We start from the raw sequence: 17,823 nt of genomic DNA, 5'->3' as shown, positions 1-17,823 counted from the left end.
CTAGTTTCAAGATAATTAGACTATTCACCTAATTCTTGCGATCGCCGCGCTGCGGCTTGGACTGCTTGAATGAGAGCAGAACGAAAACCCAACTTTTCCAACTCAGCCACACCAATAATCGTAGTACCGCCAGGACTAGTCACTTTATCCTTAAGTGCAGCCGGATGCAAACCCGACTCTTGGAGTAATTGAGCCGTACCAAGAACAGTTTGCACAGCCAACTGAGAAGCGATCGCTCTTGGCAACCCAGCCGCCACTCCACCATCAGCCAAAGCTTCAATCGCGATCGCCACAAAAGCCGGACCCGATCCCGAAAGCCCAGTTACCGCATCCAGCAAAGACTCCGGTACTGCCACAACTTGTCCCACAGCTTCAAAAATCGACCTCGCCAAAGCCACCTGTTCCGAGTTAACCTGACTACCAGAGGCGATCGCTGTCATTCCAGCCCCTACAGTCGCTGGAGTATTGGGCATCACTCTAATGACAGATTGCTCTGGAAAAGCCGCCTCCAAACGACTTATCGGCACACCTGCCAAAATGGAAATCACCAGGGGACAAATTTCCCTTTCCCCCGCCAAACTCGCCACAACCGCATCAAGAGCTTGAGGTTTAACCGCCAAAAGCAAAACCTCATCCGCCGAAGCTGCGGCTTGGTTATCAGCAGTTACCCGAACCTGATATTTTTCCTTCAGGTAATCGCGCCGTGCTGATAACGGTTCGCTCACCAACACAGTATCAGGAAGATAAATTCTTCGAGCAATGAGGCGGGATAACAGAGCTTCTCCCATCACCCCGCCACCAATCAAACCTAACTTAACAGCCACTTTGTAAATTATTAACAGGACATTGCTATTAGCTCAACGCCAATAGCAACTTTACAGAAATCGATCTTATTGTGCAATGCGACTTGCTTCCGCCGTCCACGCAGGTGCAGGTGCCGAAGGACGACTAGCAGCACTACCCGTACTTCTTGGTGCCGCCGCTACTTCATGTACCACACCTCCAGATTGGGTGCTAACTTGAACGCAGCTTGGCGTAAACAGAAAAATACTTTCGCCGATACGCTCTTGATGACCATCGATCGCGTAAGTTCCACCAGCAACGAAATCGACTGCTCGTTGTGCTTCATCCGGGTCCATAATCGTTAAATTTAACACCACCGATTTGCGTTCTCGCAAAGCTTGAATCACTTGAGGCATTTCTTCAAAAGAACGAGGTTCAACCACCACAACTTCCGAAATTCCCCCAGTCGCGCCCGGCATTCCAATGACATTACTTCTGGAACCCATTGCTGCTTCCGCCGCTACAGTTGCTCGGCGAGGACGACGAGGAGTAGCACGTTCCTCTTCAGTCGGACGGGGAGGTTCTTCATTGTAAACATTTTGGTAATCTTCCCCTTCCATTTCTTCCTCGTAATAATCGTACTCTTCTGCTTCATTCATGCCGCCGACGAAATCTCTTAATTTAGTAAAAATTGTATTCACGGTTTACTCTGCCTCACTTAACTTTATGTGCTTTGAACTGGGAAACCGGAGCGCCAGAAGGGTTTTAGCTAGGTTGGTTTATTTTAAAGATTTGGCAGCCACTGGGCGAAATATTTAAGATATTTTCCCCTTTTGCTACTGCAAAATCGACTTTTCAGTATACACGAGTCGGCTGGTTTAGTGGTAGTTCCAGATTACTCGCTCTTAGCTTGAATTCCTCCCGACTGTCCGCGATCGCTGCACCGACCTTGTCTTTAACGCGATCGGCACTGGGCTTTGCTCGATCGAGCTTTTGACTTGGCTATATGTTATCTTATGCCATTGACCAGTTAGCAGCGAGCACCTAGCCGCATTTACCAGTTAACAGTTTATCCTCCCCCTCTTCCTACTCAATCTCGCCAAAAATAATTCGTCCCAAGCGCACCATAGTTGCTCCTGCTTGAACAGCGAAATGATAATCTGCTGACATACCCATTGATAACTCTTGCATTTGTAAATTTGACCAATTTTGCTGGTTAATTTTTGTTGCCAGCGATCGCACTTCTTGAAAAGCGGTGAGTGTTTCCTCGTCAGTTAATCCTAAAGGCAGAATTGTCATTAACCCTTTGATTTTCAGCCTCTTACACTGGTCTAACGCTGACAAATCTGCTCGTAACTCTGGAACACTCCAGCCGTATTTATCAGGATCGGGGAGAATTTTTACCTGAAGACAGACTTGCGGTGGTGAGGGTAAATCAGCAGCTAGCCGATTCAATCTTTGAGCTAATTTGAGGCTGTCGCAGGTGTGAATCCACTGAAACTGTTCGAGCGCTTTTTTTGCCTTATTACTTTGTAAATGACCGATAAAGTGCCAACAAATATCGGGTAAGTCTTGTAGCTGCTCTTGTTTAGGTAAAGCTTCTTGAATGCGATTTTCACCAAAATCGCGAATTCCTGCTGCGTATGCTTCTCGCATCGCAGCTACAGAGACTTTCTTCGTAACTGCGATCGGGCGAACTTTTGCAGGGAGAGAGGAGCGAATTTTTGTAATGCGTTTAGCGATTAAGCTTGTCATTGGAAAGTTTGCTGATGAATAGCTTGAAGCTGTTCGTACTCTTGGGTTGAACCACCACGGCGCAATTTACGCAGGCGGTTTTCCACCATCAGTCGAGCATCGGATCTGCTAATCGGTTCAAAACCGAAATTTTCTTGAGTAACTGTCACCACAAAAAAGAGGCGTTGAGCATAAAGAGTCGTATAAAGTTCTTGATGCTCGTCTACCGCGCAAACTCGATACAAAAGACCGAAAGTAGGATGATTTATATAGTTTTCCGTGTTCATTTAGAAATTTTGCCAGAAAAATACCCATCCCTAGGAGGGGATAGACTGTACTGAAAATAATTTTTGGGAAGTATTCTGTCTGAGTTTTGCAGCAATTCCACCCAGACAAATAAATTTAGGAGAAAACAGCTTAGGTTGATGATATCCTGTTCTGGGGTCAGCTAGGGATAAATCTTACTATATTCACAATTCACTTTTGACGACTTCCCTGAATAATTAACCTGATTTTAGTTAAAGGTAGCTGGAAAGCAAATCCTCAATGCGATCGCCAACTAATTTAAGCGCTTGCCAAAGCTTTTATCATTTCACTAGTTTTTTGTCAAGAGGAAGAGCAAAAATTCTGCAAAAAATTAGTAATTTTAGTAATAATCTAGTTAGGAACCAAAATAAACTCGCGCCCACCAAAAAGGAACTAAACTTGCCAAAGCTAGCCAATCACCCCATCTTAAACGTAGCTGATGCCATTTTACCTGATGTCGCTCGGGAGTAGTAAAGCCACGTATATCCATCGCGATCGCAATTTGCTCGGCTCGTAATAACAAATTTTCCAGCAATCTTTCGGCAACAACCAACCAAATTTGGAAACTTTTCCGCAGTCCCAACTTTTTCCAATTTATCGCCCTCGTGCGGATCGATCTAGCTAAATTTTGCACTTCCTCCAAAACCAAAGGAATAAAACGCAAAGAAAGAGTTAAAGTTAAGGTAATTTCAGTAATTGGTAAGCGGAAAACTTTGAGCGGTTGCAGCAAATTTTCTAATCCCGCCGTTACTTCTTCCGGAGCAGTAGTTAACAAATAGAGAGTAGTGCTGTAAATTAAAGTAAAAATTACTGTACTGACACGCACTGCTAAATCCAAAGAGCGACGAGTTATGGTTACTCGTCCTCCGTCAAATAACACATATTGATAATCTGTAGGTTGGGGAAAATCGGTTTCGAGAAGCGGTAAACGAGGTTGATGTTCTACAGCCAACCCATCTGGAGCCAGACAAGTAATTATAAACACAAAAACACACAAAAACAGTAGCCAGCCCATTTGCTGTCGCCAGACGCGCACCGGAATAGCGGCGGATAAAGTTAGCAGAATCAAGATTACCACCAAAGCGATCCGCCAATAAGGATTTGCCAGCAAAGGTGCAGCCAGAAAACTCATCAACCAAACGAGTTTTACTCTGGGATCGAGATAATGCAGCCAAGTAACAGGCTGTTCCAGGTAAGATCCTAAAGGCAGCGATCGCAATAAGTCCATTAGTTAGTAATAATTAGTTAGTTTATTTAACTTTAGTAGCTCGATTCGGGCTATGTTCAAGATCGCGGGCTTTTTTCCCGCGCCAAAAGATCCGAATTGGCGTTCCCATAAAGCCTAGCTGCTGGCGAAATTGACTTTCGATATAGCGACGGTAATTATCGCTAAAGCGTTTGGGATCGTTAACAAACAAGGCGATCGTTGGCGGTTGAGTGCTAACTTGAGTACCATAATAAATTTTACCTTGACGACCTTGGCGACTTGTAGGGGGGGTGTGCCAAGTAACTGCTTCTTGAATCACTTCATTAATTACGGCGGTACTAACCCGACGGCGATGTTCTTCCGCCGCAGTATCAACAATATCTAAAATATTTTTTACCCGCTTCCCAGTTAAAGCACTCACAAAAATTGCTTCCGCCCAAGCTAAAAAGTAAAAACGGTTTTGTAAGTGTTTTTTGTACTCGTAAATCGTATAAGAATCTTTCTCGATCGCGTCCCATTTGTTCACCACAACAACTGCCGCGCGACCTTCTTCAATGATTCTATCCGCTAATTTTTGGTCTTGATCGGTAACACCGTCAAGAGCATCAAGGACTAGCAAAACCACATCAGCCCGACGAATCGCTTTAAAAGCACGATTAATGCTGAAAAATTCTGCCCCATAGTCAACATTTTTCTTGCGACGAATCCCAGCCGTATCGATCAAGCGATAAGTGTTACCATTTCTTTCGACAACAGTATCGATCGCATCGCGAGTCGTTCCCGAAATTGGGCTAACGATCGCGCGAGTCTCACCGAGGAAAGCATTCAATAAACTCGATTTACCCACATTCGGACGACCAACGATCGCCACTTTGATTTCTTCAACTACTTCGATCTCGTCCATCGACGGTAGATAAGTAATTAATTCGTCGAGTAAATCGCCCGTACCGCTACCATGAATCGCCGAAACCGCATAAGGTTCCCCCAAACCCAACTCCCAAAACTCCGCCGCTTGCGCCAGCGCCATTTCCGGATTATCGCATTTATTTACTGCCAGGAGGACAGGAACATTTTGGAGACGCAGCCAATTAGCAATTTCGCGATCGGCAGCCGTAACTCCCATTTGTCCATCGACAAGAAAAATCGCCACAGATGCTTCTGTTAAAGCCGTCAGCGCCTGTTCGCGAATCAAGGGGAGAAATTCGGTATCGTCATCGAAAACCAAGCCGCCAGTATCGACAACTTGAAATTCGCGATCCTGCCAAAAAGCTGGACGATAAGTGCGATCGCGTGTTATTCCTGGTTCATCATGCACGATCGCTTGTTTGTCTCCCGCTAAACGATTGACAAATGTTGATTTACCTACGTTAGGTCTTCCGATAATTGCGACAATTGGTAAAGGCATTTTGGGGATTGGGGATTAGGGATTAGGGACTGGGGATTGGGGATTGGGGACTGGGGATTGGGGACTGGGGATTGGGGACTGGGGACTGGGGACTGGGGACTAGGGATTAGGGACTGGGGACTGGGGATTAGGGACTGGGGACTGGGGACTGGGGACTGGGGACTGGGTGAGTAAACTGGTAACTGCTAACTGCTAACTGGTAACTGCTAACTGGTAACTGGTAACTGCTCACTGGTAACTGGTAACTGGTAACTGCTCACTGGTAACTGGTAACTGGTAACTGCTCACTGGTAACTGCTAACTGGTAACTGCTCACTGCTCACTGCTCACTGAAATTCTATGGTAGCGAGTTTTGGGGGATCTTTGTGGCACTTTTTCCCGAAAATTTCGACTCGATTTGGAGATTTTTTGTCTCGCAAAAGCGCAAAGTCGCAAAGGAAGAGTCACAAAGAGGTTTTTTGTCAACGATCGGATTGCTCTGGCTACGCTGAATTTGCGGAATCTACTCTTTTGAGTTGGATACAATTACGATCGTTACTTTAGCTTCTTGAGTAGGACTCCTCACCATGAAATTTTCTTACTCGGTATTGTTGGTTAGTTTAGGAATTTTCTTACCTCATTCTGGGGTTTTTGCGGAAACATTGAAGCCCCTGGAAGTGGAAATTGTTTTAAATCAGTCGGTTAGCGCTGCTAGTCAGAAAAGTAATGATGAAACTACTTCAATTAATGATTCTCCTGAAATAATTCTTTCGGAAATACAATCTCTCGGAATTGTTCAAACTCAGGATTTTAGTGCAACGCTTCCGGAACGCGATCGCGAAATTAATTCTACCAATGATTCTCCCGATCTCATTCTCTCGGAAATAACTTTAGAAATAACTACTGAAGTTGATGCTGAACCAGTTTTTGCAGTACCTACGGAAGAAGTAACTCCAGAATCTACTCAGGAAGTACCCGCAGAAGAAGTTATTCCTGAATCTCCTATTCCTGGGGAAGCAACAGTTGAGGAAATAACTGAAGACGCGGAAATAGAAACAGAGTTATCTCCCGAAGAAATTGCTCGTCAGCAGAAACTTATTGAAGCAGATCGATTGTTTTTAGCTGGAGATATTGCCGCAGCTACCCAATTATATCGGGAAGCAAAACCACCTTTTGCTCGTGAAATCAGAGCTGAGATAGAAAATCAACCAGAAGCAATTTATAATCTCACAGAATTAGCGCCAGCAGGTGCAGTTTATTGGCGACTTTCTGAAGAAGGTTTAGCACAAGAATTAGAAAGTAAAATCTTTGTTCCTTTAAAGTTTTTGGTCGAACAACATCCGGAATTTATTCCCGGTCACGTGCGTTATGTTGAGGCTTTGAAAAAGTACGATCGCACTGATGAAGCTATTACAGCATTGGAGCGAGCGATCGCGCTGTATCCTAACGAACCAATTTTACTCCAAACTGCAATTGAAGTTTATAGCGAGCAAGAAAAGTGGTTGGAAGCTTCCTTAATTGCGCGTCAGTTTGCTTTAATGAATCCAGAACACGAGCAGGCTGAAGAATTTCGGGAATTAGCTGATGAGAATTTAGCGCGCTATCAGCGACATTTGCGGAGAGAGTTGCGCGGAAATGCGATCGCTAATGTTATTACTGGTGCAATTGGTTATGCTGTTACAGGTAATTTATTTGGTCCCCTTTCCGCTTTGGAAACTACGGTTTTGATGTTGAGGGGAGAGTCAGCAGTAGGATCTCGTCTTGCTAACCAAGCGCAAGCACAACTTCCAATGCTAGAGGATGAAGAAGTGCTGGAATATGTTCGCGCGATCGGTAATAAACTTGTTTTAGCTGCGGGACGCGATGATTTTGACTATCAATTTTATGTCATTATGGACGATCGCTTGAATGCTTTTGCACTTCCGGGAGGTAAGGTATTTGTTAATGCTGGGGCTATTCTTAAAAGTAACTCGGAAGCTGAGTTAGCTGGTTTGTTAGCACATGAATTATCTCATGCTGTGCTTTCTCATGGTTTTCAATTGGTTACTGAAGGAAATCTTACTGCTAATCTTACTCAATTTTTTCCTTTTGGCGGCACTGCGGCTAATTTAATTGTGCTTAATTATAGTCGCGAGATGGAACGTCAAGCTGATATTCTCGGTACAAAAATTTTGGTTGCTAGCGGTTATGCAGCCGATGGATTACACAATTTAATGATTACTCTGGATGAGGAAGATAATCTCAATATTCCTGCTTGGTTTTCTACTCACCCAGATCCGGACGAACGCATTTATAATTTGGAAAAGTTAATTCTGACTAATGGTTATAATCGCTATACCTATGAAGGTGTTGCTCGACATCTAGAAATTCAGAAGCAGGTGGCTGAATTATGGTCAGAATATCAAGAGACTGAGGAATACAAACAACGGCAAAACTTCCGTTTTTGAGTTTTTTTAGGGCTAGTTGTGGTGAGGATTACGTTAATAACTAGCCCGGAATTTAAGTAGTGAAAAATTAATAAATTGATGGTCGTTCGATGTAAAAATAAAATCTATGCTCTTACGAAAATTAGAACCAGAATTAATGGATTCTCCTGAAGAAGCAGCCAAATATGATGCAATGGATTTTGAGGAACTAAATACTGCTTTTGCTGAAAAAGCGATTTCTCTTGCGCCAATTTCTGCTAAAGTTTTGGATGTGGGGACTGGTACCGCACGGATTCCAATTTTAGCTTGTCAAAAACGCCCAGAATGGCAATTAATTGGCATCGATCTGGCACAATCAATGCTAAATATTGGCATTGATTATGTTGCCACTGCTGGCTTGCAATCTCAAATAAGTTTAGCCAAAATTGATGCTAAAAATATTCCTTACAACGACCAAGAATTCGATCTAGTTATGTCGAATAGTTTAGTTCATCATTTGCCCGATCCTTTGCCTTTTCTGCGAGAAGTTAAGCGCGTAGTTAAATCAAAGGGGGCAATTTTATTTCGGGATTTGTTACGTCCTGAAAGTGAAGAAAAGCTTGAAAAAATGGTAGCACAAATTGGTAAAAAATATGATGAACAGCAAAAAAAATTATTCCGAGATTCACTCCACGCTGCTTTTACTTTGTCTGAAGTTGAGAAATTAGTAAAAACTGCTGGTTTGTCAAATCTGAAAGTATATCAATCTTCGGATAGACATTGGACAGCAGAAGGTGATTGTAGCTAAAATAATCGAAATTTTTCCCTTAGTTTGTGACGAAAAATGTCAACCACTGGAAAAAATACCGTTGACAAATTGCCAAACTTATGTAAGTAATTTTAAGTAAAGGTGAGATAAGGTGGAAAATATTGAGGTGACAGACGTAATTTTCTTCAACTTATTCAATCAATAGCGATCGCCATTATCCCTTGAAAGTTATTATCTGCGCTTCTATCGGATGATTAGGACTCTTGAACTGGTGATTGGTTGCGAGGCAGAATGGGAAGACAAGAGGGAATTAGGGAATAAACTGGTCGGGTGATAAGTGATAACTACCCTCTTTGGTTAATAAGACAATTTGCTAGGGTTATCTTTTCTTTAATACTGTGGAAAACTAGCATATTTCTGTGGAAAAGAACAGATGTCTGTGGAAAACTTTGGGAATATTCAGTTAGCATCTGAGGTAAAACTAATCCGATCGGATTTATAATCAGGTGGTTCGACGTGAATCAAAATCCTAACAGGACTAAAGCGTTCAGTGAGACGATTTTCTATTTCTTCAGTAATAGCATGAGCGCTTTCAACATCAACTGCATTAACGATCGCGTGCATTTCAATAAAGACTTGTCTACCTAAAACCCCGCGAGAGGCGATTTCGTGACAGTTGACTACTCCAGGTACTGTCATGACCAGATCGTAAATTGCTTCTGGAGCGATCGCCATTTCGTCAACTAACCAAGGTAAATTTTCTTGCAACACTTTCCAACCGCTACGAAATACTAGCAAAGCCACAGGAAAAGCTAAAACTACGTCTAACCACTGTAATTGTGGCAAATTCAAAGTATTTGCTTGCCAAATTCCGATTAAGCCTGCTAAAACAGTAATCGTAATCCAAACATCGCTCATGGTATGTTGGGCATCAGCAAGTAAAATCGGACTGTTAACTTGCTTACCAACTCTACGCTCGTAAAAAGCGACAAAAATATTTATGCCTAAAACTAGCAATAAGATAGATAATTCTGGAACTGAGATTGCTACCGGGCTAATACCTTGAAAAATTCTGGAGATCGCACCTTGCAAAATTTCAAAGCAAGCAATACCTAAAAATGCGGCAATTCCTAACGCTCCTACTGCTTCAAATTTCTGATGTCCATAAGGATGTCGTCTGTCTGGGTGTGGTGAAGCGAAGCGATTGGCAATTAAACCCAAAATATTATTAGCACTATCGGTAACACTATGCAAGGCATCTGCTTGTAAACTTAAAGAACCTGTTACTAAACCCACAACTGCTTTCAAGACCATTACTAACAGGTTAAGTCCCAGGGTAATTAGTAATATTTTCCGAACTGCCGAACGGTTATCTTGTAGCACAAAATTCACCAAAAGTATTTCTTGGTTCCATGATATTATTTTTTTCTCTTTTAAGCTGAAACCTTGATTAATTAATGACTTTAGCTTTCAATAAGTTAGACAAACAACTCAAGTTATTGAGATTATTTTTAATAATTAGTTACTTTTTGTCCAATTATTTGCTAAATTCAGATCGAAGGACTAAATAACATCTTTTGCCTTAGCTTGTACTCAAGCAAATTTTTCTGTAATTATGACTCAACTAACAATTAATTTAGTTCAGGGTTCGGTTAGCTTGAACTTTACTCCCGAAGCAGCAAAGCAATTACAAGCAGAAATTGCCCAATTGATGCAGAGTTTCAAGATGGCTGCTAGTCAAACTGCTAGTGGCGGTACTAGACCGCAAAAGCGATCGCCAATGGAGTATCGTTACACCGGAGATGTCTTTCTCGAAGTTTTCTGCAACCCCAATATCTACCCTAGTCCTTTTGCAGCTAAAGTGTTAATTACTTTGCGAGACGATCGCCTTCGTCTCACTACAGAGGCGGAATTAACGCGTTTGATCGAGGATCTATCTCAGTATCTAGAGCAAGTCGGATAGCGATAGCAGCGAACGAGGATCGGAGCCTATGTTAGCAAGTTTTCCGAAAATGAGAATGTCAATTACCTGTCAAAGCACTTCCCGTACCGGGAAACAAAATCCAAGATAAAAAGAAGTTAGAAATAAAAATAGCCAGTAAAGACGTAACTACAGCAGTTGTAGTCGATTCCCCCACACCTTTAGCACCGCCCGTTGTTGTCAAACCCCAGTTGCAACCAATTGTGGCAATTAAACCGCCAAAAATGAGCGATTTAAACATTGCACTGAGCAAGTCACTCGCGCTACTAAAATTGCGTACTGAATCGAGAAAGACGGAGTAGGGAATATCGTACAGAAATTTAGCAATCAGCATTCCCCCTGTCAAACCAGTAATTAAGGATAGAACTGTTAAAATTGGCAGCATCAAACAACAGGCTAAGAAACGAGGAATGACTAGGTAATCAATGGGATCGGTTTTCAGAGTGTAAAGAGCATCAATTTGTTCTGTTACCCGCATCGTACCAATTTCGGCAGCAAAAGCGGAGCCAACGCGCCCCGCAATGACTACTGCGGTGAGTACGGGTGCTAATTCGCGGCTTAAGGAAAGGGCTAAAACCCCACCAACAGCAGTTCCGGCGCCAAAATACAGGAATTCTCGCGCTACTTGGATGGTGAATACCATACCGACAAAACTAGCAGTAATTAGGGCGATCGCTACTGAATCAGGACCGACGACTGCCATTTGTTCGAGGGTATTGCGTCGGTGGATTTTACTCTGGGTGAGGTGCAAGATGGTTTGACCTCCTAAGAAAATTGCTGCTATTAAACGCTCGAACCAAGCGCTAATACTTTTTTTTCCCTGTCCAATTGTCATTTTGGTTGGCGATAGTTTGTTTATTTTTCCTCGGTTCCTTCAACTCGGAAACGTTCGACTCCTGCTAATAAATCTCTTGCCATTGAGGCGAGATTTTGCAATGCTGAGGAAACTCGTTGAGCTTCTTGTGAGGTTTCTTGAGCGGTTAATTCGACAGATTGCATTACTTGGGCTACTGCACGAGAGGTTTCAGTTTGTTCGACGGTATCGGCAGTAATAGAACGAACTAAGGCGTCAATACGGTTATTTACCTGAACGATATCATCGAGGGCTCGTTTGGCTTGTTCTGCGCGTTTGGTGCCGTCAATTACCTGTTGAGTACCTTCTTCCATTGCTGTCATCACCGAACCAGTTTCGACTTGAATTTGGAGGACGATTTTTTCGATGTCTTTGAGGGCTTTTGCGGAGCGGTCTGCAAGCTGACGAACTTCATCGGCGACGATCGCAAATCCTTTCCCTGCTTCTCCGGCTCTGGCTGCTTCAATGGAGGCGTTCAGAGCTAATAGGTTGGTTCGCGAGGCGATCGCGGAAATTACAGCGACGATTTTGGCAATTTCTTGAGATGATTCTGCTAAACGCTTGACTTTCCTGGCTGTTTCGGCTACGGTTTCGCGAATTTGCAGAATACCTGCTACGGTTCTTTCTACAGCTTCGCCGCCTTTTTTGGCGGTACTAGAAGCGGAGCGGGCGACTTCTTCTGCTTCGCGGGCGTTATCGGCAACTCGTTGAATTAAATCAGTCATCATTTGCACCGAATTCAGCGTCACCGCCAACTCTTCAGCTTGTCGCAAAGCATCGCTAGAAAGCCCGCGAGCAAACGCCTCACTATTACTAGCACCCTTATTAACTTCCCGTGCTACCTGAGTCACCTGACGCACAATTTCGCGGAGGTTTTGAATTGTCAAGTTAAAAGCATCAGCAACCGCACCCAAAACATCAGCAGTGACTTCAGCTTGCACAGTCAGATCGCCTCGCGCTGCACCTTCTACATCGTCGAGCAAACGAATTACTTGACGTTGCAGGTCTTCTTTCGCTTGTTCTTGCTCGTCGGCTTTACGTTGAGCCTCAGTCATCGTCGTCAGGATCACCCGCGCCATTTGATTAAAGCCAGAAGCAATTTGACCCAACTCATCCTCAGAATAAACTGTAGCTTTGGCGTTTAAATTACCTTGAGAGACAGTATTAAACTGATTTTGTAAGTCTTCGGTGGTGCGTAGGACTTGTTTGGTAGCTAGGCGACCCAAAAATAAAGTGGTTCCGAAACTAGCTCCTCCAGCCGCCAAAGTCATCAAAATTCCAGTGCGGCGTAAATGAGCGATCGCGGCTCTTTCAGCATTTTCAGGGGCTAAACTTTGAGCTGCCCAACTGACAAAAGCGACGGCGATCGCGCTCACAATACCTGCCGCACCAGCTTGGAGCCAGGTTTTTTTCTTCAGAGGAGCATTTTCAAAAGCAGCTAAAGAACCTTGTTCGACTTCAACATTTGCTTCATAAGACGCTGGCGTGGGTGGGGGAGTAAAGTTAGTCGTTACGCTGGCAGCAGTATCGCCAATGCTAAACATTTCTTCTTTACTACTAACCCTAGGTTCATCTTTAGATTCTACACTGAGGTCTTTGGAATGCTTGATTTCACTATCAAGTGCAAAGTCTTCTTCTGCTCCATCAATATTTAGATCGCCAATTTCGCTATCAAAGTCAGAAATACTATCTAAATCGTCATTAAATACTTCAAATTCTTCTAAAAAATCCCCGGTACTATTGGGAAGGTCTGAAGCTGTGGCTTTTTCATCAAGGTCTGAATAATTTAAGTCTTGGGAGTTACTTTGTCGGTAGGTACTATAATTTTCCTCAATGTCGTAGTCGTCGCGGACAGCGGAGCCATTTTGTGACGAATAATCGGCAAGATTGTCTTCTTCTTCGACAAAGGCACTGTTAACTCCTAATGGTTCGGTAGGTTCAGAATCTCCTTCACTAAAGTAGTGATAATCTTCTTCATCAGTGGCAAAACCATCTTCTAAATCTCCAGATGCCATCAATAAAGTTTCTTGAAAATCGCGATCGTGAGATGATTCTGGTTCAAGTTCTTCAATTTCCTCGTCCCAATCAGGGTTAAATTCTGCTTCCGGAGACATTTGCCAATCCTGATTTTCTTCCTCGGAAAAATGCTCCTGCGCTAAATTTTTTTGAGATTGCTGTTTCGGAGGAATCACAAAAGTTGCACCTTCACTATCCCGATCGGTATCTGAATCGGGCAAAAATTCTCCTCCTGGGGAAGCCTCCTCTGAGAGCGGAAAACTATCTTCGTCAGATTCAGGAAAATCATCGCTATCAAGAGCGAACTCTTGGCTACTTTCCCAACTAGAATCAATTGCCGCAGAATCGACAGCAAAAGGATCTTGATAATCTTCATCTTCTTGTGCGGACAAATCCGACCGCAGATCGCTACTAATCTCTGCGGCAAAAGGATTGGCAAAAGGTTCACTGTTAAGGCGCGTCGCTTCCTCTTGGGGCAAGTAATCTTCCTCGGACGAAGTCTCCTCATCGAAATCCAAACTAGCTAGATCCAGATCGCGATCGCTATCCAACTCTTCTAATTCCTGCCAATGTTGCTCTTCCGTACCTCCCACAAAATCTTCTTCTGGTTCAGGAACATCGAAATCTTCTAACTCTTCCCCAGAGACATCACCAAAATCTTCATTCGATGCCTCATCAAGTAATTGTCGAATTGTTTCCATTCCTTGATGAGCATAATCGCACAGCATTGGTTCTTGAGTTAATTCGAGAACCTTTTCATATTGCTGTTGTGCGACTTCATAATCTTGGAAACCATAACAGTAAATATGTCCCCGCAGCAGCACCACATTTACATCTTCCGGATATTCAGAAGCCAAACGGTCAATAATTTCCGCCGCTTCTGGGTATTTACCTGTTAGATATGCCTTCTCCGCCCTACCGTACTCTTGTGCGTAATCTGTACCTGATGTCATTTGCCTCCTCCCGATGTTAATCCTGAGTAGGGTGTAGGAATCAAAGCTGGATGCTCTTTCCTCGCCCTTTGCCTGCTAAATTGCTTCTTTCTTTGTACCTTTTTAGTAGTTAGGACGAAGCATCTACTTCCGAGATGCGGGGGTTGAAAAAATCCGAAAGCTCTTCTTTTAAACTTAGTTAGTCAGGAAAAATCATGCTGCCCACCGTGCCGATCGCAGGATCGCGATTTGGTCTAGTAGACGAAGATATTTTGGTGCAGACAAACCCTCGCTTGCTTCTTCCTTATTTAACACCCACTCACCTTTGACAAATTGAGCCATGCGATCGGGAACATTGCTTTGCATCTGGAGTTGGTCTACATCCAGCCAATCAATATCCCCAATGGCTTCTATGGCTAATCCTAAGATAGTTTCTTGATCCTCAACTGCAATTACCGGAATTTCCGGTCGTTCTGTATTTAACGCCAGATCCTCTCCCAAAAACTGACCCAGATCTGCGACCCAAATCACCTGACCTCGGAAATTAATCGTTCCTAACAGCAATGGAGAAGCATTAGGAATAGGCGCGATCCGGTCTGGAGGTTGTTGGATCACCTCTCTGATACCCATTGCTGGCAGAGCAAACTCATCTCCTGAAGGAACGAAAAACCTCAAATGTAGTTGACCTTCTGGAGCTTCCAGTTCTTGGATATCCGACGATATTTCTTGACCATTGCCACTGAAATAGTTTTCACTTGCCTCCATTGCCCCTACTCCATCCCGTTAATATTTTTACCCTCTCAGTAGCTGTTTGACCGTACCAATCAACTCTGTTGGTTGAAAAGGTTTAGCGATATAAGCATCTGCACCCTGTTTCATACCCCAGTAGCGATCGAATTCTTCACCTTTAGAAGAACACATCACCACAGGAACGTTTTGCGTTTTTGGGTCATTTTTCAAACGACGACAAACCTCGTAACCATTCATTCTCGGCATGACAATATCCAACACTACCAAGTCAGGAGGGCTAGATTTTTGAATATGCTCTAAAGCTTCTACGCCATCGCTGGCGACAGCGACCTTCAAACCACTACCTTTGAGGAGGTCTGAGATCATTTGCCTTTGTGCTAGGCTGTCTTCTACAACTAAAACTATACTCATAACTCCCTACCTGAGAAACCCGATCGGCGATCTAAACGAAACCGACATTTTTTTTGCTTGTGTTTAGTACGTTGTGTACTTGTAATATCTCATTAAATTAACTCCATCACTTCATGCTGTTGCTGTGGATGTGTTGCTGTTGTCTTGACGCTCTCCCCAGGTTTCGATTCCGTTAGCTTGGGAATCTCGGTTCTGGTTTAAGTCTCTGCCAGTCCCCATACCAATATATTTCTCTAATAACATCAATAACTCGCTTTTTCCAAATGGCTTAGTAAGATAGTCAGTTGAACCTACCATTCTTGCTTTGACTCGGTCAATAAATCCTTCTTTGCCTGTCAGCATAATAATGGGGGTATGGCGAAATGCTGTTGATTTTCGCAGCATAGCGCAAATTTCGTAACCATCTAATTCTGGCATTGCCAGATCGCAAAAAATTAGGTCGGGCTTAATTTGAAAAACTTGACTCAGAGCTTGGATCGGATCGCTGATGACATGAACTTCGTATCCTTGTCCTTGAAGGAGTTCTTCAACGGTCATTCCCACTGTCACCTCGTCGTCGATACAGACTACACGAGGTAAGCGGGTTGTTTGCTTGGGTAAGGCTAGTTGTTGTTGGGCAAGATCTGAGTAAAAATTAGGACTAAGCATTTGCACCCAACCTTTTTGCAAATAAGGATAAATTGCTCTGGCAATAATCAGCAGATCCCGATTGAGATAGCGCGATAACTGCCGCAAGGTCGTTTTGCCATCTGCCCAGTAATATAAGTTTTTATAAGCGTTTTCTCCTAAAGCTTCTCGTAATTTAACGCGATCGCCAATTACCGGATATTGTTCTGGTGATTGGATTAGAGGATAAAATTGCTTCCATTGCTGCACCTGTTTCATGATTTTAGTTACTAGCGGTGCTATTTCTATGGTAGTTAATTGAGGTGCTAGGGGAGGAGCGCTTTCAAAGATAAATGAGCCTTGGCTAATGCTCAAAAGGTCAAAGAGGGTTTCATTTGCCATACTGTGAATGATACTCCGTCCCTGTTTGGGGTCGATTAGATGATTTTCCAATAGTAGCCACAAGTAAGCATATTCTGGCGCATTTGTCGAGGCAATTGCTGGGTTGCTTTGTAGTTCAGTGAGGGCGTTTTCTACTTTGTAGCGACGTAGATAGTCACGCAAACGGGATAAATTACTGTTACTACTGTCGGCAGCGTAAATAATTTGCCCGTTGACAAAAAAGACAAACCAAAATTGCTCGGCTTGTTTGGATTCCTCTGCTAAAACGGAATTATCGAGGATCAGTCGCTCAGTGGAGCGATCGCTACTAATCTGATTGCTGGGACGTTCTCGATAAGCTTCTACGAATAGTTCGCCTGTTCGCTGACCTAATTCGATCAGTTGCAGGATGCTGCGGATGTCAATTTCGTTTAAATTTCCCTGCATCTTCTCAAAAATCCGCTCCTCTATACTTCGATCGATGTGGCTCTTTCTTGATGCTACCCTCGACTGGAAGGGTTGAATTATACCAAAACTAAGAAACTAATTTAAGGTTTGATAATTGAGGCGATCTCTGCTGGAGAAGTATAGGAATTAAAATAATGCTACGTTAGGAATTATCTTCTCTGGTAGTGGCAATACTTGTCTAATACTATTGATTTCCTTTGAGATCCCTATTTCAATTTTATTAGTACATATTACTTAGTTTAATTGAAAACTAAGCAAAATTAACGCTGACAGAAACTATAACTTGCTTGCTAGGGCGAGAGCTTGTTTGCTAAATCTAACTAATTTTTGCAGGAAAATTAAGACTTTGATTGGCTCGCGATTGAGGTTGTTCTAGCTAGGAGAGCGTTAAAATAGCAGGTGATGAGTTTTTCTTGGTGAAATTGACATTTATTTATTAATTGAACAATAACTTACGCTGTCTTCTTACTCTATCCCACTAGGATGGTTGGCAGTTAAGCGCGACATTTACTGGGAAGGTTATAATCCTTCTATAAGAGTGTCAAGAGTGTTAAAACCCAACGTGCTAGCTTCATGCCTGCGGTTTCACCTAGGACAGGAATGTCGCAGCAGTAATCGCGATCGGGTGATTTGCCAAGAGGCTGGGGACGCGCCTTTTTCTTTAAAGGTGAAGTCGTTACCTAAGTACGGAAAAGCCGCAGGCTATTACTGGGACAGATTTCGGCAAGCTAGTCATCAATCTTGTTCGTGGGATTAGTCTGGGCGAGGTGGTTCGTTTACACTGAAGAAACTATAAAGAAAAAATTTGCTCAAGATTAAGCTCTACACACATTGAGA

Annotated in this window: 16 protein-coding genes; 4 read left to right on the top strand and 12 right to left on the bottom strand. The window is 43.2% G+C overall.

Going from position 1 to position 17,823, the window contains the following annotated elements:
- Positions 1 to 20: 20 nt before the first annotated feature.
- The 6 genes from proC to der all read right to left on the bottom strand — a co-directional run bounded on the left by proC (position 21) and on the right by der (position 5,435).
- Positions 21 to 824: a pyrroline-5-carboxylate reductase gene (gene proC / locus G3T18_RS17630; protein WP_224411892.1), complete on the bottom strand. Its 804-nt coding sequence runs from the start codon at positions 822 to 824 to the stop codon at positions 21 to 23.
- Positions 825 to 890: 66 nt separating this feature from the next.
- On the bottom strand, positions 891 to 1,484 hold the full coding sequence (locus G3T18_RS17625; protein ID WP_224411891.1) for a cell division protein SepF: 594 nt from the start codon (positions 1,482 to 1,484) through the stop codon (positions 891 to 893).
- A 385-nt stretch (positions 1,485 to 1,869) separates the two neighbouring features.
- Complete coding sequence (locus G3T18_RS17620; protein WP_224411890.1) at positions 1,870 to 2,538, bottom strand: YggS family pyridoxal phosphate-dependent enzyme; 669 nt, start codon at positions 2,536 to 2,538, stop codon at positions 1,870 to 1,872.
- Positions 2,535 to 2,804 (bottom strand): transcriptional coactivator PipX, encoded by a 270-nt coding sequence (gene pipX / locus G3T18_RS17615; RefSeq protein WP_224411889.1) that lies wholly within the window; start codon positions 2,802 to 2,804, stop codon positions 2,535 to 2,537. The genes G3T18_RS17620 and pipX overlap by 4 nt, the downstream gene beginning before the upstream one ends.
- Before the next feature lie 374 nt (positions 2,805 to 3,178).
- Positions 3,179 to 4,051: an energy-coupling factor transporter transmembrane component T family protein gene (locus G3T18_RS17610; RefSeq protein WP_224411888.1), complete on the bottom strand. Its 873-nt coding sequence runs from the start codon at positions 4,049 to 4,051 to the stop codon at positions 3,179 to 3,181.
- Between the two features lie 22 nt (positions 4,052 to 4,073).
- Positions 4,074 to 5,435 (bottom strand): ribosome biogenesis GTPase Der, encoded by a 1,362-nt coding sequence (gene der, locus G3T18_RS17605; RefSeq protein ID WP_224411887.1) that lies wholly within the window; start codon positions 5,433 to 5,435, stop codon positions 4,074 to 4,076.
- Positions 5,436 to 6,001: 566 nt separating this feature from the next.
- Between der and G3T18_RS17600 the strand changes: the two genes are divergently transcribed.
- Entirely contained in the window at positions 6,002 to 7,861 is a 1,860-nt protein-coding gene (locus G3T18_RS17600) for a M48 family metallopeptidase (RefSeq protein WP_224411886.1), read from the top strand.
- A 106-nt stretch (positions 7,862 to 7,967) separates the two neighbouring features.
- The gene (locus tag G3T18_RS17595) at positions 7,968 to 8,627 is read left to right on the top strand and encodes a class I SAM-dependent methyltransferase (protein WP_224411885.1); all 660 of its coding nucleotides are present in this window, start codon (positions 7,968 to 7,970) and stop codon (positions 8,625 to 8,627) included.
- A 420-nt stretch (positions 8,628 to 9,047) separates the two neighbouring features.
- On the opposite strand, the gene G3T18_RS17590 is transcribed toward G3T18_RS17595, so the two are convergent.
- Positions 9,048 to 9,971, bottom strand: coding sequence for a cation diffusion facilitator family transporter (locus G3T18_RS17590; protein ID WP_224411893.1), 924 nt, complete (start codon positions 9,969 to 9,971; stop codon positions 9,048 to 9,050).
- Between the two features lie 232 nt (positions 9,972 to 10,203).
- On the opposite strand from G3T18_RS17590, the gene G3T18_RS17585 reads away from it, so the two are divergent.
- Positions 10,204 to 10,551 (top strand): hypothetical protein, encoded by a 348-nt coding sequence (locus tag G3T18_RS17585; RefSeq protein WP_224411884.1) that lies wholly within the window; start codon positions 10,204 to 10,206, stop codon positions 10,549 to 10,551.
- A gap of 58 nt (positions 10,552 to 10,609) precedes the next feature.
- On the opposite strand, the gene G3T18_RS17580 is transcribed toward G3T18_RS17585, so the two are convergent.
- The 5 genes from G3T18_RS17580 to G3T18_RS17560 form a co-directional block, all read right to left on the bottom strand.
- A complete protein-coding gene (locus G3T18_RS17580) occupies positions 10,610 to 11,404 on the bottom strand; it encodes an MlaE family lipid ABC transporter permease subunit (RefSeq protein ID WP_224411883.1) in 795 nt (264 codons plus the stop codon).
- A gap of 20 nt (positions 11,405 to 11,424) precedes the next feature.
- Positions 11,425 to 14,391: a methyl-accepting chemotaxis protein gene (locus G3T18_RS17575; protein ID WP_224411882.1), complete on the bottom strand. Its 2,967-nt coding sequence runs from the start codon at positions 14,389 to 14,391 to the stop codon at positions 11,425 to 11,427.
- A 192-nt stretch (positions 14,392 to 14,583) separates the two neighbouring features.
- Positions 14,584 to 15,135 carry a chemotaxis protein CheW gene (locus G3T18_RS17570; RefSeq protein WP_224411881.1) on the bottom strand — a complete coding sequence of 184 codons (552 nt, stop codon included), beginning with the start codon at positions 15,133 to 15,135 and terminating at the stop codon, positions 14,584 to 14,586.
- 27 nt (positions 15,136 to 15,162) lie between these two features.
- The gene (locus G3T18_RS17565) at positions 15,163 to 15,531 is read right to left on the bottom strand and encodes a response regulator transcription factor (RefSeq protein WP_224411880.1); all 369 of its coding nucleotides are present in this window, start codon (positions 15,529 to 15,531) and stop codon (positions 15,163 to 15,165) included.
- A gap of 111 nt (positions 15,532 to 15,642) precedes the next feature.
- A complete protein-coding gene (locus tag G3T18_RS17560; protein WP_224411879.1) occupies positions 15,643 to 16,965 on the bottom strand; it encodes a response regulator in 1,323 nt (440 codons plus the stop codon).
- Between the two features lie 583 nt (positions 16,966 to 17,548).
- Between G3T18_RS17560 and G3T18_RS17555 the strand changes: the two genes are divergently transcribed.
- Positions 17,549 to 17,743: a hypothetical protein gene (locus tag G3T18_RS17555; RefSeq protein ID WP_224411878.1), complete on the top strand. Its 195-nt coding sequence runs from the start codon at positions 17,549 to 17,551 to the stop codon at positions 17,741 to 17,743.
- The last annotated feature ends 80 nt before the right edge of the window (positions 17,744 to 17,823 follow it).

Source organism: Oscillatoria salina IIICB1, assembly GCF_020144665.1.
Taxonomy (GTDB): domain Bacteria; phylum Cyanobacteriota; class Cyanobacteriia; order Cyanobacteriales; family SIO1D9; genus IIICB1.
The sequence above is the reverse complement of the archived record's forward strand: the minus strand, read 5'-3'. Positions and strand labels throughout refer to the sequence as shown.

Coding starts and splice junctions, on each gene's coding strand:
- G3T18_RS17620 (WP_224411890.1), bottom strand. CDS start 2,538: ATGACAAGCTTAATCGCTAAACGCATTACAAAAATTCGCTCCTCTCTC.
- pipX (WP_224411889.1), bottom strand. CDS start 2,804: ATGAACACGGAAAACTATATAAATCATCCTACTTTCGGTCTTTTGTAT.
- G3T18_RS17610 (WP_224411888.1), bottom strand. CDS start 4,051: ATGGACTTATTGCGATCGCTGCCTTTAGGATCTTACCTGGAACAGCCT.
- der (WP_224411887.1), bottom strand. CDS start 5,435: ATGCCTTTACCAATTGTCGCAATTATCGGAAGACCTAACGTAGGTAAA.
- G3T18_RS17600 (WP_224411886.1), top strand. CDS start 6,002: ATGAAATTTTCTTACTCGGTATTGTTGGTTAGTTTAGGAATTTTCTTA.
- G3T18_RS17595 (WP_224411885.1), top strand. CDS start 7,968: ATGCTCTTACGAAAATTAGAACCAGAATTAATGGATTCTCCTGAAGAA.
- G3T18_RS17585 (WP_224411884.1), top strand. CDS start 10,204: ATGACTCAACTAACAATTAATTTAGTTCAGGGTTCGGTTAGCTTGAAC.
- G3T18_RS17580 (WP_224411883.1), bottom strand. CDS start 11,404: ATGACAATTGGACAGGGAAAAAAAAGTATTAGCGCTTGGTTCGAGCGT.
- G3T18_RS17575 (WP_224411882.1), bottom strand. CDS start 14,391: ATGACATCAGGTACAGATTACGCACAAGAGTACGGTAGGGCGGAGAAG.
- G3T18_RS17570 (WP_224411881.1), bottom strand. CDS start 15,135: ATGGAGGCAAGTGAAAACTATTTCAGTGGCAATGGTCAAGAAATATCG.
- G3T18_RS17565 (WP_224411880.1), bottom strand. CDS start 15,531: ATGAGTATAGTTTTAGTTGTAGAAGACAGCCTAGCACAAAGGCAAATG.
- G3T18_RS17560 (WP_224411879.1), bottom strand. CDS start 16,965: ATGCAGGGAAATTTAAACGAAATTGACATCCGCAGCATCCTGCAACTG.